This is a genomic window from Marinobacter fonticola, assembly GCF_008122265.1.
GTDB lineage: Bacteria > Pseudomonadota > Gammaproteobacteria > Pseudomonadales > Oleiphilaceae > Marinobacter_A > Marinobacter_A fonticola.
In genome coordinates this window covers 1,783,431-1,807,594 of the sequence record NZ_CP043042.1, presented here as the reverse complement: position 1 = coordinate 1,807,594, position 24,164 = coordinate 1,783,431, and the positions used below count along the sequence as shown (strand labels likewise).

Below are 24,164 nucleotides of genomic sequence, written 5' to 3'. Positions count from 1 at the left end.
ATGAAGATTGGGGCGGGCTCGCCCATTTCAAGACTGAATTTATCTTGCCCGATTCTGCAAAGAGAAACCTACTCTTCCAATAAAAAATGAGCGCGCGCCGTCGCGATAGGCTGACTGCGGGACTTCTGCCAGGCCGTGACCTGAACGTTCGACACGCGATTACCCTGGCGTGTCAGGCGGCACTCGGCATAGGTTTCCCGGTCGAGGCCGGCACGCAAATAGTCGAGGGAAAAATCCACGATACGCGGCATATGCAGCACGTCCTGAGACATCATCAGGTAAATGGCAGCGGACAACTCCATAAAGCCCCCGATAACGCCACCATGGATCGCTGGCAGAATGGGATTGCCCAGGTTTTCCGCCTTGCGCGGCAGGCGAAAAATCAAATCGTCGCCAAACCGGTCGCACGTCAGGCCGATAGTCTCGGCGTAGGGAATGCTGGCAAGCAGCCGGGAAAAATCGCCGGTTTCCTGTGTATATCGGAGGATCTCGGGCCGGGTCATGCTTCACCTCCGGTGATCAGGTCACGGTAGGCTTTGGGTGTCGCTTCCCGACCGATGCGCATGAAGGTGGCCACGCAGTTCGCGATCGTTTGGCCGTCGGTTTCCTGGTAAGCCTCGCACCGGGTAAAAATGATATTGCGGGTCACGCGATAGGTTTCGGCCCGGGCGAACACGGGTTGGCCCGGCTCTGCCGGGCGCATGTAATCGACCCGCAGATCCAGGGTTGGACACAGCTCGAAATTATCCAGCGCACAAATCACGACCGAGCCCGAGGCGGTATCCATGAGCGTCGTAATGGCGCCACCATGAATCACGCGAGACTCTGGGTTGCCGATAATTTTTTCGCTGTAAGGCAAACGCAGGATCAGATGATTCTCCCGGGCCTCGATCGCTTCGATGCCCAGAGCCTTAACCTGCGCTAAGGTATCCAGGAATCGGCTGACCCGATCAAACCGAATATCGTCTGTCATTTAATGACTACCTTCTGACACGTTGTTGTCGCCGACCTTTTTTGCTTCGGGCTCTTTGAAAACTTTACCAGACCGCAGAGCCAGCAGCGCGTCTGACTGAAACTCGCGCCGGTAAAGCACGAACACGACAAAACTCGAGGCAAGGATAAAGAGCACGGGGTGGACAAACCAAGTGACCAGCCCGAGTGCGTAGTAGTAGGAACGTAAGCCCAGGTTGAAGGCATCCCCCGCAAGGTTGCAAACGCTGGCAGAGCTTTGGGCAAACGCCTCTTTGGCTGCGGGCGAGACCTTGCTGTCGTCGCTCAAGGGCGCTCCACCGATCATTACGGCGGCAAAGTTATACATTCGCATTGACCAGGTAAATTTAAAAAACGCATAGACGAACACGAGCATCAGCACGAACAACCGCATTTCCCAGACCAGTGTGTCGCCGCTGCCGCCAAAAGGCATGGTGCCGAACACCTCCATGATTTCCCGGGTGTAGCCCATCGCCGTAAAGAGGCCCGCAAGAATCAGCAGACAGCTCGACGCGAAAAACGCACCGTTGCGCTCGAGGTTGCCGACCACGCTGGCATCGGCAATGCGGTTTTCCCGCGTAAGCATGCTGCGCATCCAGTCCTGACGATAAAGATCCAGGGTGTTCGACAAGCATGGCCGCACATCGGCCCTGCGGCGCGAGTATTCGCCATAGCCGACCCAGCAAACCAAAAACCACAGCAACGCAATCAGGTCGAGGACGGGAACCATCAAAATTTCCGGGGAGTCTAAGAGTCGAAGGAGCGTCTAACTAAGTCTCTCTCTGCTCTGGATTAAGACCGGGCAGAACATAAGACAGACAGTATTCGGAAACGCCATAAACGCATGATACTGAATGGTCTCGATAGCCGCCATAATACCCAGGTCGCAACTATGTTATAACTTCAATCGTTATAACCTCACCGGTTGTAACCTGACCCTGTCCGTTAACCGATCATGGAGTGAGCTGTGCGTTTGACATTCCCTTTCCCGATTGTAGTGGCCGCGCTAATAGCGCTGATTCTGGCTGGCTGTACCACCAATCCGGTAACGGGCGAGAGACAGCTCGCCCTCATCTCCGAAAGTCAGGAAATGTCTATCGGTGCCGAACAGTATCAGCCCACTCAACAGGTTCAGGGCGGCAAGTACTACGTCGACCAGGAACTCAATGACTATGTAAGTAACGTGGGGCAAAAGCTCGCCAGGGTGAGTGACCGTCCCGACCTGCCCTATGAGTTCGTTGTGCTCAACAGTTCCGTGCCCAATGCGTGGGCGTTACCGGGGGGCAAGATTGCAATCAACCGGGGTCTGCTCAGCGAACTTCAGAACGAGGCGCAGCTGGCTGCGGTTCTGGGCCATGAGATCGTTCATGCGGCGGCACGCCACAGCGTTCAGCGCATGCAGCAAGGCATGCTGCTCAACGCCGGGATTGCCGGACTCGGCCTGGCGCTGTCGGACAGCGATTATGCCGGGCTAATCATGGGAGGCGCCGCGCTGGGCAGCCAGCTGACTATGGCCCAATACGGCCAGAGTCACGAGCTGGAATCCGATCACTACGGTATCGAATACATGGCCGAAGCCGGCTACGACCCGCAGGCGGCTGTAGAACTGCAGGAGATTTTTGTCAGGCTATCCGAAGGCAACAAGGCCGGCTGGATCGACGGACTGTTTGCATCTCACCCCCCGTCGCAAAAACGTGTCGAGGAAAACCAGGAATTGGTGAAGGAAATGGGCTCCCCAGGCGGCAACCTGGGGAAGGAAACCTATGAGCAAAAGCTAGCGTACCTGCGTAGCAAGCAACCGGCCTACAAGGCGGAAACCAAAGCGCGTGAGCTGGCGCAATCCGGCGATATCGATGCCGCCCTCGCCAAGATCAACGAAGCCATCGAGATCGAACCTAAAGAAGCCGCCTTTTATGCCCTGCGCGGGCAGGTCCTGAGCGAACAAGGCAAGGAAGATCAGGCTCAGCAAAGCTTCGACAAAGCCGTAAGCCTGTATCCGGAAATGTTCAGTTACCGGATTAACCGGGGGTTAGGCTATCTGGAGCTAAAAAACCTGAGCGCTGCCGAAAGCGATCTGAAAGCAGCTAACGAAGTCGTGCCCACGTCTATCGCCTATCTGCGTCTGGGCGATATCGCCGTGCAACAGGGCCAGCGAGACCAGGCCATTCAATACTATCAGGTGGCCGCGGATTCCAGCGGGGAGATTGCCGAGGAAGCGCGCCGTAAACTGGCGCAGCTCACCCAAGGCTGATCTATGGCTCCAGCAACGCCCGGCTTGCGGCTTACCTGCGAACCGGGCCGGTCGTCTAGCTTAGCGACTGACTATGTTAGCGTCTGAAAAGTGCCCTTAACCCGGTTTGCCGCCGATGCAGCCCCATCCGATGGCTGCTACAACGCCAGATGGCCCCATCCGACATCACACGTTCGTGTTGGGCCAGTTGACTTCTAGAGCAAAAGCTCTAAAAATTCATTTACGGCAAACAACAAAGCGGGTAGACCATGATTGCCAAACGACTCAAGCCAGTGGCCCTCCAGGCTAGGCGGCTGTATGTGGAGCTAATGTTTCAGGTGATGGGCCGCGCCCTTCAAGGTATTAGCGAAGTAGACAAAACGGCACAGAACGAAGCCCGGGAACTGCCTGACGGGTTTCTGTTCGAAATGATGGTTCGCCCCAACGGCCCGGGCCTGATCGTAGAGCACACCGGCAGCGGGCACTTCCGCTATCTCGGCTCCGAAGCGCCCCGGCCAGTGGATTTGTCAATCCAGTTCAAACATATCGCCCATGCTTATCTGGTCGTCTCCTTCCAGGAAAAAACGTCCGTGGCTTTTGCCTACGACCGTATGCTGGTCGATGGCGATATCAGCTATGCCATCCGCATGACGCGTATACTGAACCGGCTGGAAACCTTCATCTTGCCGAAACTCGTCGCCGAACGCGCGGTGAAGGAATACCCGAGCAATCTTAAGTTGCCTGAAAAGGTACTAAGCGCCGCTCGCATTTACTTGAAAGTCGCGACCCATTTCTTCGATACAGCGAGAGCCTCATGAGTCAGCGCTATTACGAATTCTTCTGCCCGGTCAAAGTCATCGCCGGGAAAGCGGCCCTCGAACATATTCCCTATGAACTGTCCGGCGTGGCGGCAACACGAACCATGCTGATCACGGACAAGGGCGTCCGTGCCGCGGGCCTGCTGGAACCGGTTCTGGAGGCCTGCGAGGAAGGTGGCCAGGAGATTGCGGCCATCTACGACGATGTGCCGACCGATTCGTCGACCCACGTGGTCAAGGCGATTGCCAATATCTACCGGGAAGAGAAATGCGACTCCATCATTGCCGTCGGCGGCGGGTCCTCGATCGATACCGCCAAGGCCGTGAACATCCTGGTCTCCGAAGGGGGCGACGACCTCTCTGCATACGCCGGTGCCGGCGTCCTCAAGCGTCCCTTGAAACCTTTCTTCGTAGTGCCGACAACCGCGGGTACAGGCTCCGAAGTCACGGCAGTCGCGGTAATCGCCGATACCGAGAAATCGGTGAAATTGCCCTTTACCTCATCCTTTCTGCTGCCGGATGCGGCCATCATCGACCCGCGCATGACATTGACGCTGCCACCCCATATTACCGCGGCCACGGCGATGGACGCGATGACCCATGCGACCGAAGCGTTCACGTGTATGGCGAAGAACCCGCTTAGCGATGCCTACGCCACTGCAGCAGTGAAGAAAATCAGCGACAACCTGCTGCAGGTGATGGATAACCCCAAAGACGCAGACAGCCGTCTGGAACTAGCCCAGGCCTCCACAATGGCCGGCATTGCGTTTTCCAATTCTATGGTTGGGCTGGTTCACTCCCTGGGCCACGCTACGGGCGCTATCTGCCACTTGCCGCACGGGCTGTGTATGAGCGTGTATCTGCCTTACGTGCTTGAGTACAATTTGGAATCCATCCGTGAGCCACTCAGCGAACTGCTGATCTACATGGCCGGACCGGACGTCTACGCCACCACACCGGCAGCGCGGCGCGCCGAAGCGTGCATTTCCGAGATTCGAAAACTGCGAGACGAACTCTACCAGCATTGCAAATTGCCACGAACCCTGCAGGAAACCGGTAAGGTCACTGAGGACCAGCTCGACCGCATTGCTCGCTCGGCCCTGGACGACGGTTCCATTATGTTTAATCCACGGGAGGTCACCCTAGAAGACGCATTGGCAGTGCTGAGGCGCGCCTGGGGGTAGTTGATCTGCGCTGTGCTGCGACGAGGCTTCGAGCGCCTCCACTCAAGCCTTGTCGCTGTTTACACACACTATTTTTACAATAAACAACGAGACTCATTCCCAAAAGTTCTGGCAGAATAGTAATTGGTGCACGGACGCAAATAAGTTGCACGATTACATTGCCCGATGTTTGGCCCCACGACGGAATAATGTGGCGCGACCTCGGGCTTTTGCTTTCTGGGCCGATTGTTCATGCTGCGTATCTTACTTTGCTCCGTTGCGGGCTTGCTCCTACTACTGGGACTCGCATCGTCCCTCCTTGCGTCGGAGGCCCCTGTCTTCCGGCTAAACGTTTCCCCGGAAGGCTACCCGCCCTATACCATCGTCGATGGAGAAGAAACGTCAGGCATTATCTGGGACGTCGCCAAGCGCATCACAGAGCGTCTGGGATATCGGCTTGAAGCCTATAAGATCCCCAGGAAGCGTGTCGACGACATGCTGCTGGACGATTTCATCGACGCCACGGCCCGCGCCCGGGAATGGACAGATCGCCCGGAGCGGTTTGTCTTCACCGACCCCATCGTACGCGTCCGGGAAGTCTTCTTTGCGCTCGGGGAGGAGAAATTCGTCTACGACCGTCCGGAAGATATCGCCGGTCGGACCGTGGTCACCCACCTAGGCTACAAATACCCCTATCTGCGCGAGATGTTCGAGTCGAAACGGGCCCATCGTTTCGACGTCCCCAAGGACAAAGACCTCTTCAGCTATCTGCTGCACGGCGACGATAATTTTGATCTCGCCATTTCCGACATGCTGGTCGGCCAGTGGCTGATCCGCCAGAATGGCTGGCGCGGTCAGTTTTCTGTCAGCGACAATGCGCTGACCGACTTAGGCTTGCGCCTGATGCTGCGTCCGGATATGGACGCGTTTGCCGATAAATTCAACGCCGAGCTCACCGCCATGAAATCCAACGGCGATCTGGATCGGATCATGGATGCCTATCGCTAGGCACCCAGGCGACGCGGCAACCTCCTATTCCAACCGCCGCAGCAGCAACATCGGCGATACCCGCAGGACGGGATTGAGCTGCCACCGGCCAAACAGCGCTAGGACCACGGCGCTGATCAGCGGCAGACCGAAGACCACCGGCCAATGCCAGTTGAAGGAGCCTTGGAACATCCGGTACTGCAGTGCCCAAACGGCAACTTCTGCCGCCATCACGCCGAGAACGCCGGCAAACAGACCCAGCAATGCAAACTCCAGCATGGTGCTGTTGACCAGCAGGCGCTGACGACCACCCAGCGTCCGCAATAGCGCCCCTTCTCGCTGCCGATCCTGAAGCGTGGCGCTGACCACCGCCGCCATGACGACAACGGCTGCCGCCAGAATCAGGGCCAGAATAGCCTCGATCGCCTGCGTGACCTGAATCACGATCTCACGAATACGCTCGATGATGTGATCGAGCTCCAGTACTGAGATGGTCGGAAACTCGCGGGTGAATGCGTTCAATACCGCTTTGCGCTCAGGCTCCAGGTGAAAGCTCGTAATCCAAGTCGCCGGCAGTCCTTCCAGCGCCCCCCCCGGTGGGAAAGCCATGTAAAAATTGGGTTTCATGCTATCCCACTGCACCGTACGGATACTCTTTACCGGTTCGGCAATGGTTTCGGAGCCGATGGTAAAACCAAGCACATCGCCCACCTTCAGCCCGAGGCGCTGCGCCAACTCGGCCTCGACCGAAACGCCCTCGGTAGCACCGGGCTCGAACCACTGGCCGTTGACGATGCGGTTGTCGTCGGGCAGGTTTTCCATCCAGGTCAGATTGAGCTCGCGGTTCAAGGCATTGACGTCGCGGTCCTTGCTGACGGCCTCACGCACGGGCTGGCCGTTGAGTTCGGTCAGGCGGCCACGCACCATGGGATAAAGGGTGTCGGTCGTTAGGCCGTTTTCATTCAGGAAGCCGGTGACCTCGCCGACGGCATCCGAACTGATATTGATCAGGAAGTGATTGGGCGCATCCTCAGGCAGTTGCGACTGCCAATCGTCAAGCAAAGAAGAGCGCACCAAAATGAGCGTCGCCGCCAGCATCAACGTCATGGCGAACACGGCAATTTGCGACAGGCTGGCTCTCCGGTGCCGGTACAAGCCGACCAGGGCCAGACGCCAGGCGTTGCCGCCGCCGACAATCCGGCGAAGGCCCAGAACCATCAGCCAGCCCAATACCGCCAGGATAAGCAGCAGGGCTGCCAGGCCGCCTAACAAGGCCAGCACCATCCAGAGTTCGCGGGCGTACATCCAAACCAAGCCGAAGATGGCGACAACAGCAATCAGTCCATCCCGCAGCACGCCGCTACCGCCCTCGCCTGGCTGTGCCCGCAGTACGCGCATGGCCGCCACCTGGCGCAGCCGCTGGATCGGTGGATAGGCAAACGCGAAAAGGGAGACCAGCGCGGTCACCAGCGCCGGTCCCAGCGCAGCAACATCGACGCTGAAATCGACCTCACGCTCCAGGAGATTGGCGGTCAGCGACGCCAACCCCCAAAATATGGGTAACGCCACCATTAGCCCGACTAAGGTGCCGACAACGCCCCACAACGCCAGCCGCTGGATGTAAACGCGCGAAATACGCTGACCTGGAACACCCAGCGTCTTAAGCAGAGCGACCGTATCCCGCTGCCCCAGGGCGTACTGTCGACTGGCCACCGCCACCGCGACCGCCGCGAGTAGCACCGCAAGACTCCCCCCCAGCAACAGAAAACGCCGTGCTTTCGATAACGACTCGGACAGGGTTTCGCCGTCTTCGATGCTCTCCCACTCATGACTCGGCGAAAAGCGGGGTTGGAGCCACGCATAATAGGCATCGAGCGCACTCGCCTCCCCCGCAAACAGGTTGACGTATTCAACCCGGCTGCCGTCCTGGATGACACCTGTCGCAGGCACGTCGTCCGCATGCATCATGATGCGCGGAGCCAGGGCCGACATGCTGAAGCCGCCATCGGGCTCCCGGATCAGCAGGCCGGAGACATTGAGCGAGGAATTGCCCACCTCGACCGTGCCGCCAATATCCACCTCAAGCAACCGCAGCAATCGCGGGTTGATCCATACCTCGCCCCGGCCGGGGCCACCCTCAATCATCTCACGTGGCGCCTGCGGCCCGGACTGGAATTCCACCTGACCGCGCAGGGGATAATCGTCGTCAACCGCCTTGACCGAGACCAGTTGAAAATTACCGGCCCCGAAGACCATCGTTGAAAACTCGACCATGCGGGCCGTCTTCAGGCCACGACTTTCCGCTTCATCCCGCCAGGCCTGGGGGATGGGTTGGCCGTTTTCACTTTCAAGTTGGCGGTCGCCCGCCAGGAAGGCGGAAGCAGACGTTACCAGGGTGTGCTGAAGATGGCTGGCGTACAGCGCAATGGTGGCCACGGTGGCGACGGCGACGACCAACGCCGCAACCAGCACCCGAATATCCCGCTCGCGCCAGTCACGCCCGGTGTGCCCTAGGGTTTTCGATGCAGCCATCAAACAGCCACTCCTTGGGCTTGAACACCACGCGTTTCGGACACCTCCCCGGCCTCGATCGACAATTGGCGTTCGCAGCGGGCGGCCAGCTGCTCGTCGTGAGTCACCATGACGAGCGTTGTGCCTTGCTCGCGATTCAGGGCCATCAGCAGATCGGACACTGCCTGGCCTGTATTGTTGTCCAGGTTGCCGGTAGGTTCATCGGCGAACAGGATCTTGGGCTGGGCGGCAAAGGCGCGGGCTATGGCGACCCGCTGCTGTTCGCCACCGGAAAGCTGGCGCGGCGTGTGTTGCAGCCGCTCCCCCAGGCCCACCCGTTGCAATAATTCCCGCGCGTGGGCTTCGGCGCCGGACTGTCCTGCCAGCTCCAGCGGCAGCATGACGTTCTCCAAAGCGGTCAAGGCCGGGAGCAGCTGGAAGGACTGGAAAACGAAACCCACCCGCTGTGCCCGCAGGCTGGCGCGTTCGTCCTCGCTCAGCTCGCTGATGGGGTGGCCGTCGAGTTCGACCCGGCCGTGACTCGGGCTGTCCAGCCCGGCCAACAAACCCAGCAGTGTTGTCTTACCGGAACCGGAACGCCCGACGATGGCCACGGATTCACCCTTCCCGATGGTCAGGTTGACCTCATGCAGAATCCTCAGCGTATCGTTTCCCAGATCAACTTCGTGACTGAGGCCTGTGACCTTCAAAATGTCAGTTCCGGTTGCCACGGTGTCTCCTCGACGGTAGAAATAACAGATTCGAATGGTGTGATGTCGGCTGATTCGCGGCCAACAAATGTTTCATCTGACAATGGATACGGGATTTATGTTCCGGAGATCAATCGTTTTTTGTTTTCTTGCCCTGTTCGCCATGCTGGCTCAAGCGAACCAGCCCACCCTGCTGATCATGGGCGATAGCCTGAGTGCCGCTTACGGCGTACAGACCGAAAAGGCCTGGGTCAGCTTACTGCGTCAACGTCTGGCAGAGGAAGGTTTCGACCAGTGGCAGGTTGCCAACGCCAGCATCAGCGGCGAAACCACCGATGGTGGCGAGCGGCGGCTTGCGCCATTACTGGATCGGCACGGCCCGGAAATCGTGATTCTCGAACTGGGCGGCAACGACGGACTCCGTGGTTTTCCGCCCAAGGTAACCCGGGACAACCTGGCGAGCATGATCGAACAGTCCCAGCAACAGGGCGCGCGCGTTCTGTTGGTCGGTATCCAGATGCCGCCGAACTTCGGCAAGCGTTTCACCGACGCCTTTGCCGCTATCTATCCTGATCTGGCGGCAAAGTATGACACCGGCCTGGTGCCGTTCTTTCTGCAAGACGTCTACAACCGGGAAGGCTTTATGCAGGATGACGGCATTCACCCGACCGCGCAGGCGCAGCCTGCGTTACTCGACAACGTATGGCCTCACCTACAGCCGCTGCTAAAGACCGAATCCACAGAGTGAACCACGCCGGATTTTTCCGGGAGCTTCAGACCAGCCTCCGGAAGAACGGCAAGCCTGTAGGTTGGGCTGAAAAGCCCAACAAGATTTGCCGCATTTGTTGGGCTTGCCAGCCCAACCTACAGGCTGCCTGCGTGTTCGTGACCTAGGGGTTCAAGTTAGGTCCCGGAAAAACTGCAGGGCGCGGCGCTCGGACCAATAATAGCTGTCGCGCGCCAGTTCGACGAAACCCACATGTCCGCCCCACCTTGGGGCTTCCAACTGTACCCAGTCTCCCAACTGCTGCTTGTTGTCAGGGAAGCACGAGGGCGACAGAAACGGATCGTCGAGCGCATTGACGATGAGCGACGGCACCCGGATATCCGGCAAACGCGGCAGGCACGAGGCCCGGGCCCAGTAATCCTGCGCATCGCGAAATCCATGCAGGGGCGCCGTGTAGCGCTCGTCGAATTGCTGGAAGTTGCGGATCTGGTCGAACCCATCGATATCGATCAGGTCCGGGAAACGCCGTGCCTTCTCGCTCATCTTGACATGCAGGTCCCTGAGGAAGCGCCGCATGTAAACCTTGCGGCTGGGCCGAGCCAGCATCGAAGCGCTACCGGCCAGGTCGCAGGGCACCGAAAAACCCAGCCCACCGCAGATACGGCTATCCAGGCGCTCGCCTTGCTCGGCAAGGTACAACATCGTCAGATTGCCGCCCATGGAGAAACCGGACAGTGCCAAGTGACGATAACGGGCTGGCGCCTCCAGCACGTGTTCCACGACGGCATGCAGATCCTCCGTCGCGCCGCTATGGTAGAAGCGTGGCTGGTCATTCATACGCCCGCCGCAGGAACGAAAGTTCCAGGCCAGCACATCCCAGCCGTCCGCCAACAGCGCCCGAGCCAAACCCAAGACATACGGCCGCCGGCTGTGGCCCTCCAAACCGTGAGACAGGATAGCCAAGCGATCGCTACCCTGCGCGTACCAGTCCAGGTCCAGTGCGTCGCCATCTTCGGTTGCGAGACTTTCCTCCCGGGGTCGCGTCAACGCCACCCGCCGGAACAATGTGGACCATACGGACTGAAGGTGTCCGTTACGCAACCATAGCGGCGGCCGGTAGCTGTGGCCATCGCTGGCCAAAACGGTTGGCAGCGGATAGAGATTTGAGGGGCGCCCAGTCATTGTCAGTTTGCGGAGTCTCCAATTTTCCAGGTGAGAGGGTTGACCCCCCACCGCAACTTCCTTAATATTCGCGCCTGCTGAAACACAGCTGTTCCCCGATAGCTCAGTTGGTAGAGCAACGGACTGTTAATCCGTTTGTCGCTGGTTCGAGCCCAGCTCGGGGAGCCACCGAACTTCAAAAGGCCGCTCAAACGAGCGGCCTTTTTCGTTTGCATCGACCTCGCCCGAGGTCGAGACACCGTTCTCCCAGACGGCTACCCCAGGTCGTCCAACTCAATATAGCGCCGCAGCACTTGGTAGAGCGTATAGCCGTCCTGAGCACCCGCCATTTCCCGAATCGAGTGCATAGCGAACTGCGGCACACCGATATCCAACGTACGGACACCCAGGTTGCCAGCGGTCAGCGGTCCGATGGTGCTACCGCAACCCATATCGGTGCGCACCACAAAAGTCTGGCACGGCAGGTCCAGCGTTTCACTCAGGTGCCGGTAAAGCGCAGCCGTACGGCTGTTAGTGGCATAGCGCTGGTTGTTATTGACCTTGATCACCGGGCCTGCGTTCAGCAGCGGGCCATGATTGCCATCGTGACGGTCTGCATAGTTGGGGTGAACCCCATGCGCGTTGTCGGCAGACACCATCATCGAGCGGGCGATTACCCGCGGGCGCTGCGCTGCACCGACCCAGCGATCCAGCACGGACGACAGGAAAGGCCCTTGGGCGCCCTCGGCCGACATACTGCCCACCTCCTCGTGATCGTTGCAGACCAGCACCGCCGGCTGGGCGGCATCCGCATCCAGCAGCGCCTGCAGGCCAATGAAGCAACTCAGCAGGTTATCCAGACGGGCCGAAGCGATGAACTCGCCGTTCAGGCCCAGCACTGACGGTGGCTGGGTGTCGTAGAAGCTCAATTCGTAGTCCAGCACTTTGGCCACATCGGCGTTCGGGTGCTCTTCGCGCAACTGGCGAACAAGCAACTCCTTGAACGGAATGGCCTCTTTCTCCGGCGCCTGCATCAGCAACGGCGGTATATCCGTCTGCGGATTGACGGTACGGCTGTTGTTGGCCTCGCGGTCCAGATGGATCGCCAGACTGGGAATCGTCGCGACCGGCTTGCGGAAATTGATCAGATCGTCCCGCAGTCGCCCGTTGCTGTCCACGTAGCTGACCCGGCCAGCCAGGGAAAGATCCCTATCGAACCAGGGATTGAGCAGCGCACCGCCATAAACCTCGACGCCCAGCTGGTAGTAACCCTTGCGGAACAGCTCGGGATTGGGCTTGACTCGCAGGCAAGGACTGTCTGTATGAGCGCCAATCATCCGCACGCCCTGTTTTACCGGGTCGCCGAGTCCGGTCTGAAAGGCGATAATCGTGGAATCGTTACGAGTGACGTAGTAGCGCTGACCTGACGCCAGGGTCCACTCCGCCTGTTCATCGAGACGCTCGAAACCGGCAGCCTCGAGACGCTTTGCCAACTGTTCGACCGCATGGTACGGCGTGGGGGACTGCTGAAGGAAATCGAAAAGCTGTTGGTTGAAAACCGCGTTGTCCATGGTGATCCATGTACCCGTTGAAAAAAGTGAATATCGATTTTAAGGCCAGTATCGCACGATCACGCCTGCACTCGAAATTGCGCCTTTCACTATCACTTTCACTATCTCTTTCACTACCACCGTCTGCGATTCAAGCCCATCGAGACACGTCACGCCGCCTTATAGTTCTGCTATCCTTGAGCACCTTTATTTCTGCATATGGGATGTGTTCATGCGTCTGCCCCAGTTTCTCGACATCGAATTCGTCGACTCCGACGAACTCTGCTTCCCGACCGCCATGGCCTGGTCTCTGGAGGACGGTTCGATGAAAACCGTGGTGATCGAGCCGGACGAAAGCTGGTTGCCCGACGATCCGGACAGCGTCGACGTCGATCTGCGCTATCTGCAGGAACAAGGCGTGCCGCTACTGGAACTGGCCCGGGAACTGAACGAGGATCTTTCCGACAAGACCATCTTTGTCGACGGACTGGACCCGGACGAAGGCTTGGTTGAACTGCTATTCGAGGCCATGGATATGCCCGTGCCTTTCGAGCTGGCCACGGTCGACCACTTGGTCAAGCACCTGTCCCGGCCCGAGTTGGAAGACTGGCGGCGGGAGTTGCTCTTCACCCATGGACTGGACCCACAACTGCCGGAAAGCGGTGTCTTCGCTTTACTGATGCTGGCACGTGAAGAAGGGTTGATTCCGGAGGAAAACCAGCCTGGGGAATTGTGATCTGGGTCGACGCATCCGCGCTCTGTAAGCGGCAGAATCCATAGCCGTACCAGGGCCGGTTTATCACATCTGCACGTCATCCCCGCCCCTGCACCAGACATAATCATAAGAACCGCCAACCGCGCGGTCAGACTTCCAAGGCAGGAAAGCCCACTATGATGGCCCGACGTTTATCGTTCATCGCCCTATGTTCGGCATGTCTGCTGAACAGCTCACTCAGCCACGCCCAGAAAGAAGCGCCGCAAAGTCGGGCGGGACTGGATTACATTGGCGTACTCGGTACCGCGCTCGAATACCGTAAGGTTGGCGAGGCCACCGGCGACGACGGCGAAGGTTGGCTGAGCACCGGCAGCATCGTCCTCGGATCGCACATTTCCGATCTATTCCATGTCGAGCTGCGAGCGGGTGCCGGCCTTACGGACTCGGAGGTGGCCGACGACCTCACCCTGGATATCGACTGGTTCGCCAGCTGGTACATGGGTGTTCATTATGGCCTGACCGATTTCTCCAATGTCTACGCTCAGGTGGGCTTCTCGCACATCCAAGGGAGTGCCGACCTAAAAAATCGTGAAGCGTCCGAGAATAACCCCTACGACGATTTCGATGACGATTTTCCAGGCAGCTCCTTTGCCTTCAGCTGGCTCGCCGGCATCGACCTGGAAGTGCTGGACAACACCTATGTGGTGCTGGAGGGCGGTCGTCTGTTCGAGGACACCGATACATCCGCCAGCGGTTACCAGTTCAACGGCGGCCTTCGTTACGAGTTCTAAGGGCCGGTATCCCTCGTCACACGTCGTCGCCTGCCGCCAGCTAACGTTAAGCCTCTGTGCGGCGGTGACGAATATGCCAGCACTGATGGATTCGTGTATTGCGAGCGAAATCTTTATCGATGGTCTGCCGCGTGACATCCTCGACGTCGAAGTCTGACGCCAGGGTGTCATCGAGCCGAAAGCGCCGGAAGTTATTAGAAAACACCAGGACACCGTCCGGTGCCAGCCGATTCATAGCCTGACGCACCAGGTGCGGATGATCGCGCTGGATGTCCAGCACGCCTTCCATCCGGGCCGAGTTGGAGAATGTCGGCGGGTCCATAAAGATCAAATCGAACGCGCTTTCACCTTTGCCCGGCTTCTCGTCCAGCCACTGCAGACAGTCAGCCTGCAACAACCGGTGTTTCCCCTCCTCTAACTTATTCAGGCGCAGGTTCTCCCGCGCCCAGTTGAGATAGGTTTTAGACATATCGAGACTTAACGTTTCACGGGCTCCACCAACGCCGGCATGGACGGTGGCCGCCCCGGTGTAACAGAACAGATTAAGAAAGCGCTTGCCCGCCGCATTGCCCTGAATCCACTGCCGCACTGGGCGGTGGTCGAGAAAGAGCCCGGTATCCAGATAGTCCTTCAGGTTGACCCGCAGTGCGCAGCCTCCCTCGTGAACGGTAAAAAAATCACCGGAGGCAGACTGCTTCTCGTATTGCGCCGTACCACTTTGACGTTGGCGCTGCTTGCAGATCAGCGCTTCAGACTCAATCCCCAGCGCCTCCGGAATGACGGCCAGGGCCTCGGCCAGCCGTTCACGGGCCGCTCTCGCGTCAACCGACTTGGGCGGCGCGTATTCCTGCACGTGCACGCGATCCCCATAGCAGTCGATAGCAAGGGCGAACTCAGGCATGTCGGCATCGTACAGGCGGTAGCATTCGACATTGTTCTTGCGTGCCCACTGCCCGACCTGTTTCAGGTTCTTGCGCAGCCGGTTACGCAACATCTCCGCCCGTTCCGGATTGGCGATACGCGCGCGGACCTGTTCGGGCTCACCGGCACGGCGTACCCTGGCCTCGTTTTCCGAATTGATAGTGAATAGCAGCAGCTGAGCCGGCAGTTGCCCGTTATACAGCTTGTACTGACGGTGACTGCGCAGGCCGAGCCCATGACACAATTCCGCCGCGCTGGTAAATACGCCCATCTCCCAGCCTTGGGCTTCATTGCGGACGGCCTGCCCTAACGCCTCGTACAACGGGCCAAGCGCCTTACGCTCGCTCAGACGCTCACCATAAGGCGGGTTGGTGAGGATCAACCCTTTATCAGCCTGGGATGCGTTATGGAATTCAGCCAGCGACCGCTTTTCCACATGGATACGGTCATTGAGGCCCATGCGCTCGATGTTGCGCCAGGCTGTCGCGATCACTCGTGCATTCTCGTCATAGCCGCGGAATCGCGCTTGCGAGGTTCGACAGCCAAGCGCCGCCCGCGCCTGGGCTTCTTCCATAAGCTTGTCCCAGAGCTGGGCATCGTGGCCGCTCCAGCGCTGAAAGCCATAGTCGTCGCGCTTGAGACCCGGCGCCATGTCGCAGGCCATCATCGCCCCTTCGATCAGCAGTGTCCCCGAGCCGCACATGGGATCGGTCAGATCGCCACCTGCCGCCGCGATATCCGGCCATCTGGACCGTATCAGCAGAGCGGCGGCCAAGTTTTCCCGCAATGGCGCAACGCCTTTTTCTATGCGATAGCCCCGCTTGTGCAGACTCTCACCACTGAGATCGATCCCAACCTGAGCCTCACCTCGGTTCAGGCGTACAGAAACCGTGATATCCGGGTCTTTCGTATCCACCGCTGGCCGAAGCCCCGACGGTTCACGCAGCCTATCGACAATGGCGTCTTTAACCCGCTGGACGCCAAACTGCGTATTGCGAATATTTTCGTTCTGGCCAATGAAATTGACCCGGAACTTACCGGACACCTGCAGGTGATCTTCCCAAGTCATGGCATGGACTGCTTCGTGGAGCGAATCGCCGGAATGCCCATCGACCGTGCCCAGATGCAGGATCACCCGATTGGCCAGCCGTGACCAAAGGCAAATCCGATACCCGTGCTCAAGGGTGCCTGCAGCCCAGACACCGGCAGGGGCATGACGGACGACGTCCAGTCCCAGCGCGGCAAGTTCATCCGCCAGTAAATACTCGATGCCTTTGGGACAACTGACAAAAAAATCGTGTCGCGACACAAATCACTCCTGCTTGAACGCTTGGGATCAGCCCCGTTGTATGGGCTTAGGTTGTCTTAGTATTGCGCTTTACCAAACCTTTTCTGACATTCTCGCAATAACCCAAGTTAATTGCGCGTCGATGACCTCAGGCGGAAGCTCATCCACTACTTAATCGTTACCCGCTAACTGCATGAAATGAGCGCTTTGAGCGCTAAGCGCTGACATTTTTATGTCACATAAATATAAAGCGGCAGTCATCTAGATGAAATTAATAGTGTACATCCTGATCACTTTCGTCTTACCTTGTTTTTGACGCGTCTTTTCAAGCGTTGGCGTTTATAGCGCCAGCGACAGGATCCTGGCCTGCAGCCAAACTCTTTTCCAGCGGACGACATCCGTTGGTGGTGAGGTTAACAAGGCCGCTCGGCATGTGTGCACACTCATGAACTTCAAACCCATGAGGTGAGGAACAGCATGAAAAGACAGAAACGAGATATGAGTGCTCGCGCATTCAAACGGGGTTATCTAGCCGGCATTTCCGGTAAATCCAAAGATAGCTGCCCTCTCGACAGGGCCGAAAGCCGGCAAGAATGGCTCAACGGATGGCGGGAAGGGAGAACGGATAACTGGGAAGGCCTAACGGGCGTTTCAGGTATCCACAAACTGCCAAACATCACGGCCTGAAGCCGATAACCCACTGTCTTTTAATGATCTGACATCGCAAACCTGAAAATTGAGAGCTTGAAACACTCAATTTATCAAGCGTTAGCAGAGAAAAACTGAACTGGATAGAACCAGAAGCAAAAACCCAAAAGGGTCCACTCGACCCTTACCAGCAGCAAATGCAACGCCACGGGGTTTATTCCCCGCACGGGCCCGCTAAGCGGGCCCATTTTTTTGGGCGTTTTTTTTCGAGAGTGATCTTGGGATCGCTGCAAACCCGGCCCTTAGCGCTGCCCTTTCTCACCGTGTCAACGTCTCACCGTGTCAACGTAACGCCTGGATACCTTGTGTGGCTTCACGAATAAGCTCAGGCCCCCGATAGATAAAGCCGGTGTAAACCTGAACCAGCTTGGCCCCGGCCCGCACCTTCTCCGCCGCACTCTCGGCATCGCCAATACCGCCCACGCCGATGATGGGCACACGATCGCCCAAGGTGCTGTACAGGCCTTCTATCACACGTAACGAGGACTCGCGCACCGGGCGGCCACTCAGCCCGCCCTGCTCTGCCGCGTAGCGATGCCCAGCCACAGCGTCCCGCTCAATGGTGGTATTCGTCGCAATGACGCCGTCGATACCCGTTTCCAGTAATGCATCCGCAACAAACCGAATGGCGCTATCGTCCATATCGGGCGCAATCTTCACCGCAACGGGAACATAACGGCCCTGGCGATCGCACTGAACACACTGCTCTTCCTTGATAGCTTCCAAGAGCTGTTTCAGGGAATCGCCGAACTGCAAGTCCCGCAAACCCGGGGTGTTGGGTGATGACACGTTGGCGGTTATATAGCTGGCCAACGCGTACACTGCGGCAATGCCTTTGCGGTAGTCCGAGGCTGTATCCTCTGCCGGAGTCAGTTTGTTCTTGCCGACATTGATTCCCAGAACACCGTCGAAACGGGCACGACGGACGTTGGCCAACAGCACGTCGAGTCCGGCGTTATTGAACCCCATGCGGTTGATGAGCGCGCCATGCTCAGGCAGGCGAAACAGGCGCGGCTGAGGATTGCCAGGCTGGGCCACCGGCGTGACCGTACCCACTTCAATGAAACCGAAACCCAGCGCAGCCAGCGCGTCGATATGCTCGGCATTCTTATCCAACCCCGCAGCCAAACCCACCGGATTGGGAAACCGCAGCCCCATGACACTGACGGGCGCGTCGGGCACGGACGAAAACAGTTTTTTTAGCAAACCAAACCGTTCCGCTACATCCATGGACCGCAACGCCACTGAATGCGCCTGCTCGGGAGGCAGTCGAAAAAGTAAATTGCGGATCAGCCCATACATTGTCGTTCACTCCAGCACCTGCAAAGGAGCGCGAGTATAACGGAAGGGCACGAGCGGCAGCCACCGGGATAACGACTTTGCCAAGCGCCATCAACTTGAAAGGCTACCAAAAAACCCGCAGCCCATGACGCATCCTCTATGATCGAATGATGCTTGAAAGGTTTTCCACAGCCTCGCTCACCAAAGAGAGATGACGGCTAAATGACTGTATGGTGAAGCTGTTGTGACCTTTTCCACGAAAACTGTGGATAACCCTGTTGAAAATGGGCGTTCAGATTTTCAGACCCCTTGGGAAACGGGCCGCCCTACAGATTGATCATTTTTTGATCAACATTTTTTATCTTAATTTTCAGCGTGTTACAAACGCATCAAGCCGGTGCACAGCCAAAAGAAACAGTTTGTAAAATTGATTGTTCATTCTGCACTTTGTGCATAAGACAATCAGGTTAGTTCCAAAATCAGGCCAAATCTGCACACTTTACGATTGCACCGCTAACCCCCTGGCCGGTGGAAATCTCATCCACTCCCGCAAGCTCCGGGCATCGATATCGATACCCGGCAATTGCGTAAACGAACGGCGCGCCCGAGAGGACCGGGCATCAACCGCGGCGGCGAGCTTCCATGCGGGTCAAGAATTCCTGCATGATCAGGGTATAGAGCTCACCCCCCAGGAACCGGTCTTCTACATCGGCATCGACGTTGGGGTTATCGTTTACTTCGATCACCGCCACCCGGTTGCCCGCCTGCTTGATATCCACACCGTAGAGGCCGTCGCCGATTAGGCGCGTTGCATTCAGGGCTGCCTGGATGACATTGCGCGGCACCTCGTAAGTGGGCAGCGTATCGAACTCACCACTGTCGAATTGCTGATTTTCGCCGTGGCTGTATATCTGCCAGTGTCCCTTCACCATGTAGTACTTGCAGGCGAAAATTGCCCGCCCACCGAGCACACCGATACGCCAGTCGTACTCGGTGTAGAAGTACTCCTGAGCCAGGACCAGCGCGGACTGACGGAACAACGTCTTAAGCGCCGCCTTTAACTCCGCTTCGTTCTCGGCGCGCATGACGCCGCGGGAGAAGGCGCCATCCGGGATTTTGACCACCATCGGGTAGCCCAGGGTGTCGATAGCCTGTTGCACGCTGTCTTTCTGGTCTTTCGACAGAATCAGGGTCTTCGGCGTGGGAATCTTGTTGTTTTTCAGCAGATCCGCCAGGAACACCTTGTTGGTGCAACGCAGAATGGACACCGGGTCGTCGATCACCACCATGCCCTCGGCGGCGGCTTTACGGGCGAAGCGGTAGGTATGATGGTCGATCGCTGTGGTTTCGCGAATAAACAGACCGTCGTATTCCGGTAGCCGCATATAATCCTTGCGGGTAATCGGCTCCACATGAATTCCCAGCTTCTTGCCGGCCTTGATGAAATACTCAAGCGCCTGAGGGTCGCTCGGCGGCAGTTTCTCCTCGGGGTCGATCAACATCGCCAGATCGAAACGGTACTGGCGGCGCGAGCGCGGCTTACGCCAGAGCGCGCTGCTGAAACGATCGAGAGCTGAAGCGAAGACATCCTGTTCGGCTTCCGACAGGTCCGCCGGCGAGGCCGGTTTCATGGATTCGATCTGCCAGGTTTTGCGAAAACGGAAAACCACTTCCAGGATCGGCGACGGGAAACGCTCGAATAATACGCGGGCCACCGGTTTTAGGGCCTCGTCGACCGACTTGCCGAAGAACGTGCGGATTTTCACCTGGCGCACGGACTCTTTACCACCGTCTTTCTCGGGCACCGGCACGGCCGCTTTGTCCAGCCACTGCACCACCCGAGGATCCAGCTCTTCCAGCTCCAACGAGAACAAGTCCTTACGGCGCAAATCGTTGAGGGTTATTACCGACGGCACGACATTGTGCCCGCGCGCCTCAGCCAACAATGAGCAGTAGTAGCCGCGACTCAGGTAGCGGGCACTCTGACAGAGATTAATCACACGCACGCGCTGGGAAGCATTCAGCGAGAGCTGGACGTACTGGTCAAACGTCATGACGTCGGAACTGGGGTAGTACGGCGCCCAATCCTTGTCACGATCTACAACGATAAGAAGACGGGTCATGTCACCGATTTCCTTCCTGAAACGGTCCTGAAAACGCGAAGATACGCCGCTGCCGGCAACCGCACAATCAGGCGCGTATAGCGGATTTCACTCACCTTTCGCAAGCAGCAGTCACGACCCATAATAGTTCATTCCGGTAGCCTGCAGAGGGTAGTGCCGGTTATTTGATGTCAGCTGCGCCTGCGCCCGTTCGGGTAGCGGGCGCAGGTACTATGCAGGTACAACAGGAAACAAAATGAGCAGTATTATTCGCCTAGCTGAGCTGTCCGACCTGAACGCACTGGTGGCGCTCGAAAACCGTTGTTTTACCGAAGACCGTATCTCACGACGGAGTTTTCGCCGCTTCCTGGAGGTTCCCCGGGACCGCGTGCTGGTCGCGGAGCAAGATGGCAAGCTGCTGGGCTACAGCTTGGTGCTGATGCACAAGGCGACCCGCCTGGCGCGAATCTATTCCATCGCGGTCTCCGATGACGCGCGTGGACAGGGCGTCGGCGAGCGACTGGTGCGGCAAAGCGAAACCGTTGCGGTCGAGGCCGGGCGCATCATCATGCGCCTGGAAGTTCGGGAGGACAATGTCTCCGCCATCCGCCTCTATCGTCGTCTGGGTTACCGTCAGTTCGGTACCTACCGGGACTATTACGAGGACCACGGCACCGCCTTGCGCTTCGAACGTCGTATCCTTTTCTTCGAGCCCAAAGGAGCGGTGCGTCCGGTTCCCTACTACCCGCAAACCACTGATTTCACCTGCGGCCCGGCCGCGCTGATGATGGCCATGGCAGCCCAATGCCCGGAACGGCGCCTGACAACGCTGGAAGAACTACGCATTTGGCGCGAAGCCACCACCATATTCATGCTGGCTGGGCACGGTGGGTGCGGCCCCCACGGCTTAGCTCTGGCCGGATGGCAACGGGGGTTCGACATCACAGCCTACGTCAGCCATGAAGGTGCTCTCTTCAAAGACACCGTGCGCAGCGATAAAAAGAAACGGGTTCTGGATCTGGTCCATGAAGGTTTCGTGGACGACCTGGCTCAAACCGACATCGAGTTGCACCACGAACCCATCACTCTGTCGGTCATCGAAGAAGCGCTGGACCGGGGCGATGTGCCGGTCATCCTCGTCAGTACCTGGCAGCTCAACCGCAGCCGCGTGCCCCACTGGGTGACGGTATGCGCCATGGATGAACAGTTCGTCTACCTGCACGACCCTGAAATCGATGTGGAAGAAGGCGAGACCGTGGCCGACAAGCAATACCTGCCGGTCGACCGCGGTGTTTTCGAGAAGATGGCCCGATACGGTCGCCAGCAGCACCTGCAAGCCGTTGTGATCGTCGGCGGCCGCAAGGACACGGCCGCCTGAACGGCCGCTAGCGAGCCGTGGCCGGGTACTATCAGGCCGTCCGGATGGTCGCCTCCTTGAGAGAGGCAACTTCGTCACGCAGCCGTGCGGCTTTTTCGAAATCCAGATCGGAGGCCGCCTTGTACATCTCATCCTCCAGCTTGGTGATGTCCTTAAGCAATTGCTCCGGCGTCTTGCCACGGGCCTTGACGCGGTACTCTTCCGCCTCCTCGGCCGCTTGCTGACCGGGGCGTTCGCCGCCACGGCGGCGGCCCGGGGCGCCGTGGCGAGCGCCTTCCATAATGTCGGTCACCCGTTTCTCAAGCCCGCGCGGCGTGATGCCATGTGCCTCGTTGTGTTCGATCTGTTTCTCGCGACGGCGCCCGGTCTCGTCGATGGCCCGCTGCATAGAGCCGGTTATTTTATCGCCATACAGAATAGCCTTGCCGTGAACATTCCGGGCCGCCCGGCCAATGGTCTGGATCAGCGACCGCTCGGAACGCAGGAAACCTTCCTTGTCCGAATCGAGAATCGCCACCAGCGAAACCTCCGGCATATCCAGGCCTTCCCGTAGCAGGTTGATACCAACCAAGACATCGAACTCGCCCCGGCGCAGGTCGCGGATGATTTCCACCCGTTCCACCGTATCGATATCCGAGTGCAGATAGCGCACGCGGATGTCATGCTCCTGCAGGAAGTCGGTGAGGTCTTCGGCCATGCGTTTGGTCAGGGTCGTGACCAATACGCGCTCGTTTACCTTCACGCGCTTGTGGATCTCGGATAACAAATCGTCGACCTGGGTGGAAGCCGGCCGCACTTCGATTTCGGGATCCAACAAACCGGTGGGCCGCACGACCTGCTCGACCACCTGACCCGCATGCTCGGCTTCGTAGTTCGCCGGCGTGGCGGAAACGAAGATCATCTGCGGCGCGATACGCTCCCATTCGTCAAAACGCATGGGCCGGTTATCCAGTGCAGACGGTAAACGGAAGCCATATTCCACCAGGGTTTCCTTACGCGAACGGTCACCCTTATACATGGCGCCGATCTGGGGGATCGTCACATGGGACTCATCCACCACCAGCAGTGCATTGGGCGGTAAGTAGTCGAACAGCGTGGGTGGCGCTTCCCCGGGCCGGCGCCCCGAGAGATAGCGCGAGTAATTCTCGATACCGTTGCAGTAACCCAGTTCCAGCATCATCTCGATATCGTACCGGGTACGTTCTTCCAGACGCTGAGCCTCGACCAGCTTGTTGTTATCGCGCAGCTGCTTGAGCCGGCCGTCCAGCTCTACCTTGATGTCCTCGACCGCATCGAGCACAGTCTGCCGGGGCGTGACGTAGTGACTCTTGGGATAAATGGTTACCCGTGGCACACGGCGCAGCACCTCACCGGTGAGCGGGTCGAAGTAGCTGAGGTTTTCCACCTCGTCGTCGAACAGCTCGATGCGGATCGCCTCTTTCTCGGATTCCGCCGGGAATACATCGATGACATCGCCACGAACACGGTAATTGGCGCGGTGAAACTCGACGTCGTTACGGGTGTATTGCAACTCAGCCAGCCGGCGCAGGACATAGCGCTGGTCGATCTGATCGCCGCGATCCAGGTGCAGCATCATCTTCAGATAGGACTGGGGATCGCCCAAGCCGTAGATTGAGGAAACCGTAGCCACGATCAAGGCATCCTCCCGCTCCAACAACGCCTTGGTCGCCGAAAGCCGCATCTGCTCGATGTGCTCGTTGATCGAAGCATCCTTCTCGATAAAGGTATCCGACGAGGGAACGTAGGCCTCCGGCTGGTAATAATCGTAGTAGGACACGAAGTATTCAACGGCGCTTTTGGGGAAAAACTCCTTAAACTCCCCATAGAGCTGAGCGGCCAGGGTCTTATTGTGGGCCATCACGATGGTCGGGCGCTTGATCCGCTCCACGACGTTGGCAATGGTGAAGGTCTTGCCCGAACCCGTGACGCCCAGTAGGGTCTGGTGCGCCAGGCCGGATTCAATCCCGTCGACCAGGCCGTCGATCGCTTTGGGCTGGTCGCCGGCCGGTTGGTAAGCTGATTCAACCTTGAACATGTGGCGTCGGTGCCCCCTTTTCGTTATCGCGGCTTCGAACCAGCGCGATAGGCAAATTGCGTTAATCGCAACAAACG

The 24,164-nt window shown here is 58.2% G+C and carries 20 protein-coding genes and 1 tRNA gene; 10 read left to right on the top strand and 11 right to left on the bottom strand.

What is annotated here, in order from left to right; translation table 11 throughout:
- Window positions 1-68: 68 nt before the first annotated feature.
- Genes FXO11_RS08050 through FXO11_RS08040 form a run of 3 tightly spaced genes read right to left on the bottom strand, consistent with a single transcriptional unit; the run spans window position 69 to window position 1,720 of the window.
- Complete coding sequence (locus FXO11_RS08050; protein ID WP_148862500.1) at window positions 69-503, bottom strand: PaaI family thioesterase; 435 nt, start codon at window positions 501-503, stop codon at window positions 69-71.
- Window positions 500-973: a PaaI family thioesterase gene (locus FXO11_RS08045; protein ID WP_148862499.1), complete on the bottom strand. Its 474-nt coding sequence runs from the start codon at window positions 971-973 to the stop codon at window positions 500-502. The genes FXO11_RS08050 and FXO11_RS08045 overlap by 4 nt, the downstream gene beginning before the upstream one ends.
- Window positions 974-1,720 (bottom strand): DUF599 domain-containing protein, encoded by a 747-nt coding sequence (locus FXO11_RS08040; protein WP_148862498.1) that lies wholly within the window; start codon window positions 1,718-1,720, stop codon window positions 974-976.
- Window positions 1,721-1,957: 237 nt separating this feature from the next.
- On the opposite strand from FXO11_RS08040, the gene FXO11_RS08035 reads away from it, so the two are divergent.
- The 4 genes from FXO11_RS08035 (at window position 1,958) to FXO11_RS08020 (ending at window position 6,209) form a co-directional block, all read left to right on the top strand.
- On the top strand, window positions 1,958-3,241 hold the full coding sequence (locus tag FXO11_RS08035) for a M48 family metalloprotease (RefSeq protein ID WP_148862497.1): 1,284 nt from the start codon (window positions 1,958-1,960) through the stop codon (window positions 3,239-3,241).
- 248 nt (window positions 3,242-3,489) lie between these two features.
- Window positions 3,490-4,038, top strand: coding sequence for a hypothetical protein (locus FXO11_RS08030; protein ID WP_148862496.1), 549 nt, complete (start codon window positions 3,490-3,492; stop codon window positions 4,036-4,038).
- Complete coding sequence (locus FXO11_RS08025) at window positions 4,035-5,222, top strand: iron-containing alcohol dehydrogenase (protein ID WP_148862495.1); 1,188 nt, start codon at window positions 4,035-4,037, stop codon at window positions 5,220-5,222. Before FXO11_RS08030 ends, FXO11_RS08025 begins: the two co-directional genes overlap by 4 nt.
- A 231-nt stretch (window positions 5,223-5,453) precedes the next feature.
- Entirely contained in the window at window positions 5,454-6,209 is a 756-nt protein-coding gene (locus FXO11_RS08020; protein WP_148862494.1) for a substrate-binding periplasmic protein, read from the top strand.
- Window positions 6,210-6,233: 24 nt separating this feature from the next.
- Here FXO11_RS08020 and FXO11_RS08015 read toward each other — a convergent pair whose 3' ends face one another.
- Both FXO11_RS08015 and FXO11_RS08010 read right to left on the bottom strand, forming a co-directional pair.
- Window positions 6,234-8,720, bottom strand: coding sequence for an ABC transporter permease (locus FXO11_RS08015; RefSeq protein WP_148862493.1), 2,487 nt, complete (start codon window positions 8,718-8,720; stop codon window positions 6,234-6,236).
- Window positions 8,720-9,430: an ABC transporter ATP-binding protein gene (locus tag FXO11_RS08010; RefSeq protein WP_264766200.1), complete on the bottom strand. Its 711-nt coding sequence runs from the start codon at window positions 9,428-9,430 to the stop codon at window positions 8,720-8,722. The genes FXO11_RS08015 and FXO11_RS08010 overlap by 1 nt, the downstream gene beginning before the upstream one ends.
- Before the next feature lie 97 nt (window positions 9,431-9,527).
- Here FXO11_RS08010 and FXO11_RS08005 point away from each other — a divergent pair, with 97 nt between their 5' ends.
- Window positions 9,528-10,157 carry an arylesterase gene (locus tag FXO11_RS08005; protein WP_227546076.1) on the top strand — a complete coding sequence of 210 codons (630 nt, stop codon included), beginning with the start codon at window positions 9,528-9,530 and terminating at the stop codon, window positions 10,155-10,157.
- A 150-nt stretch (window positions 10,158-10,307) separates the two neighbouring features.
- Here the strand turns inward: FXO11_RS08005 and FXO11_RS08000 are convergent, their stop codons facing one another.
- Window positions 10,308-11,318: a YheT family hydrolase gene (locus FXO11_RS08000; RefSeq protein WP_148862491.1), complete on the bottom strand. Its 1,011-nt coding sequence runs from the start codon at window positions 11,316-11,318 to the stop codon at window positions 10,308-10,310.
- Window positions 11,319-11,410: 92 nt separating this feature from the next.
- Between FXO11_RS08000 and FXO11_RS07995 the strand changes: the two genes are divergently transcribed.
- A tRNA-Asn gene (locus tag FXO11_RS07995) sits at window positions 11,411-11,486 on the top strand.
- Window positions 11,487-11,572: 86 nt separating this feature from the next.
- On the opposite strand, the gene FXO11_RS07990 is transcribed toward FXO11_RS07995, so the two are convergent.
- Window positions 11,573-12,868, bottom strand: coding sequence for a M18 family aminopeptidase (locus FXO11_RS07990; protein WP_148862490.1), 1,296 nt, complete (start codon window positions 12,866-12,868; stop codon window positions 11,573-11,575).
- A 211-nt stretch (window positions 12,869-13,079) separates the two neighbouring features.
- Here FXO11_RS07990 and FXO11_RS07985 point away from each other — a divergent pair, with 211 nt between their 5' ends.
- Window positions 13,080-13,583, top strand: coding sequence for a hypothetical protein (locus FXO11_RS07985; protein ID WP_148862489.1), 504 nt, complete (start codon window positions 13,080-13,082; stop codon window positions 13,581-13,583).
- Window positions 13,584-13,738: 155 nt separating this feature from the next.
- Window positions 13,739-14,353: an outer membrane beta-barrel protein gene (locus FXO11_RS07980; RefSeq protein ID WP_148862488.1), complete on the top strand. Its 615-nt coding sequence runs from the start codon at window positions 13,739-13,741 to the stop codon at window positions 14,351-14,353.
- A 46-nt stretch (window positions 14,354-14,399) separates the two neighbouring features.
- Here FXO11_RS07980 and rlmKL read toward each other — a convergent pair whose 3' ends face one another.
- Window positions 14,400-16,583 (bottom strand): bifunctional 23S rRNA (guanine(2069)-N(7))-methyltransferase RlmK/23S rRNA (guanine(2445)-N(2))-methyltransferase RlmL, encoded by a 2,184-nt coding sequence (gene rlmKL / locus FXO11_RS07975; RefSeq protein ID WP_148862487.1) that lies wholly within the window; start codon window positions 16,581-16,583, stop codon window positions 14,400-14,402.
- Between the two features lie 456 nt (window positions 16,584-17,039).
- Here rlmKL and rmf point away from each other — a divergent pair, with 456 nt between their 5' ends.
- Window positions 17,040-17,249 (top strand): ribosome modulation factor, encoded by a 210-nt coding sequence (gene rmf, locus FXO11_RS07970; protein ID WP_148862486.1) that lies wholly within the window; start codon window positions 17,040-17,042, stop codon window positions 17,247-17,249.
- 303 nt (window positions 17,250-17,552) lie between these two features.
- Here rmf and FXO11_RS07965 read toward each other — a convergent pair whose 3' ends face one another.
- Entirely contained in the window at window positions 17,553-18,572 is a 1,020-nt protein-coding gene (locus tag FXO11_RS07965; protein ID WP_148862485.1) for a quinone-dependent dihydroorotate dehydrogenase, read from the bottom strand.
- Between the two features lie 599 nt (window positions 18,573-19,171).
- Window positions 19,172-20,674, bottom strand: a complete 1,503-nt coding sequence (locus tag FXO11_RS07960) for a RimK family protein (protein WP_148862484.1) — start codon at window positions 20,672-20,674, stop codon at window positions 19,172-19,174.
- Window positions 20,675-20,909: 235 nt separating this feature from the next.
- Here FXO11_RS07960 and FXO11_RS07955 point away from each other — a divergent pair, with 235 nt between their 5' ends.
- Window positions 20,910-22,031 (top strand): GNAT family N-acetyltransferase/peptidase C39 family protein, encoded by a 1,122-nt coding sequence (locus FXO11_RS07955; protein ID WP_148862483.1) that lies wholly within the window; start codon window positions 20,910-20,912, stop codon window positions 22,029-22,031.
- 31 nt (window positions 22,032-22,062) lie between these two features.
- On the opposite strand, the gene uvrB is transcribed toward FXO11_RS07955, so the two are convergent.
- A complete protein-coding gene (uvrB, locus tag FXO11_RS07950; RefSeq protein ID WP_148862482.1) occupies window positions 22,063-24,087 on the bottom strand; it encodes an excinuclease ABC subunit UvrB in 2,025 nt (674 codons plus the stop codon).
- Between the last annotated feature and the right edge of the window lie 77 nt (window positions 24,088-24,164).

Bases quoted from the DNA above. Each gene is read 5' to 3' on its own strand.
- FXO11_RS08045 (WP_148862499.1), bottom strand. From the start codon at position 973: ATGACAGACGATATTCGGTTTGATCGGGTCAGCCGATTCCTGGATACC.
- FXO11_RS07990 (WP_148862490.1), bottom strand. From the start codon at position 12,868: ATGGACAACGCGGTTTTCAACCAACAGCTTTTCGATTTCCTTCAGCAG.
- FXO11_RS07980 (WP_148862488.1), top strand. From the start codon at position 13,739: ATGATGGCCCGACGTTTATCGTTCATCGCCCTATGTTCGGCATGTCTG.
- FXO11_RS07985 (WP_148862489.1), top strand. From the start codon at position 13,080: ATGCGTCTGCCCCAGTTTCTCGACATCGAATTCGTCGACTCCGACGAA.
- FXO11_RS08015 (WP_148862493.1), bottom strand. From the start codon at position 8,720: ATGGCTGCATCGAAAACCCTAGGGCACACCGGGCGTGACTGGCGCGAG.
- FXO11_RS08040 (WP_148862498.1), bottom strand. From the start codon at position 1,720: ATGGTTCCCGTCCTCGACCTGATTGCGTTGCTGTGGTTTTTGGTTTGC.
- FXO11_RS08000 (WP_148862491.1), bottom strand. From the start codon at position 11,318: ATGACTGGGCGCCCCTCAAATCTCTATCCGCTGCCAACCGTTTTGGCC.
- FXO11_RS07960 (WP_148862484.1), bottom strand. From the start codon at position 20,674: ATGACCCGTCTTCTTATCGTTGTAGATCGTGACAAGGATTGGGCGCCG.
- FXO11_RS08025 (WP_148862495.1), top strand. From the start codon at position 4,035: ATGAGTCAGCGCTATTACGAATTCTTCTGCCCGGTCAAAGTCATCGCC.
- rmf (WP_148862486.1), top strand. From the start codon at position 17,040: ATGAAAAGACAGAAACGAGATATGAGTGCTCGCGCATTCAAACGGGGT.
- FXO11_RS08050 (WP_148862500.1), bottom strand. From the start codon at position 503: ATGACCCGGCCCGAGATCCTCCGATATACACAGGAAACCGGCGATTTT.
- FXO11_RS08020 (WP_148862494.1), top strand. From the start codon at position 5,454: ATGCTGCGTATCTTACTTTGCTCCGTTGCGGGCTTGCTCCTACTACTG.
- FXO11_RS07965 (WP_148862485.1), bottom strand. From the start codon at position 18,572: ATGTATGGGCTGATCCGCAATTTACTTTTTCGACTGCCTCCCGAGCAG.
- uvrB (WP_148862482.1), bottom strand. From the start codon at position 24,087: ATGTTCAAGGTTGAATCAGCTTACCAACCGGCCGGCGACCAGCCCAAA.
- FXO11_RS08030 (WP_148862496.1), top strand. From the start codon at position 3,490: ATGATTGCCAAACGACTCAAGCCAGTGGCCCTCCAGGCTAGGCGGCTG.
- FXO11_RS08005 (WP_227546076.1), top strand. From the start codon at position 9,528: ATGTTCCGGAGATCAATCGTTTTTTGTTTTCTTGCCCTGTTCGCCATG.
- FXO11_RS07955 (WP_148862483.1), top strand. From the start codon at position 20,910: ATGAGCAGTATTATTCGCCTAGCTGAGCTGTCCGACCTGAACGCACTG.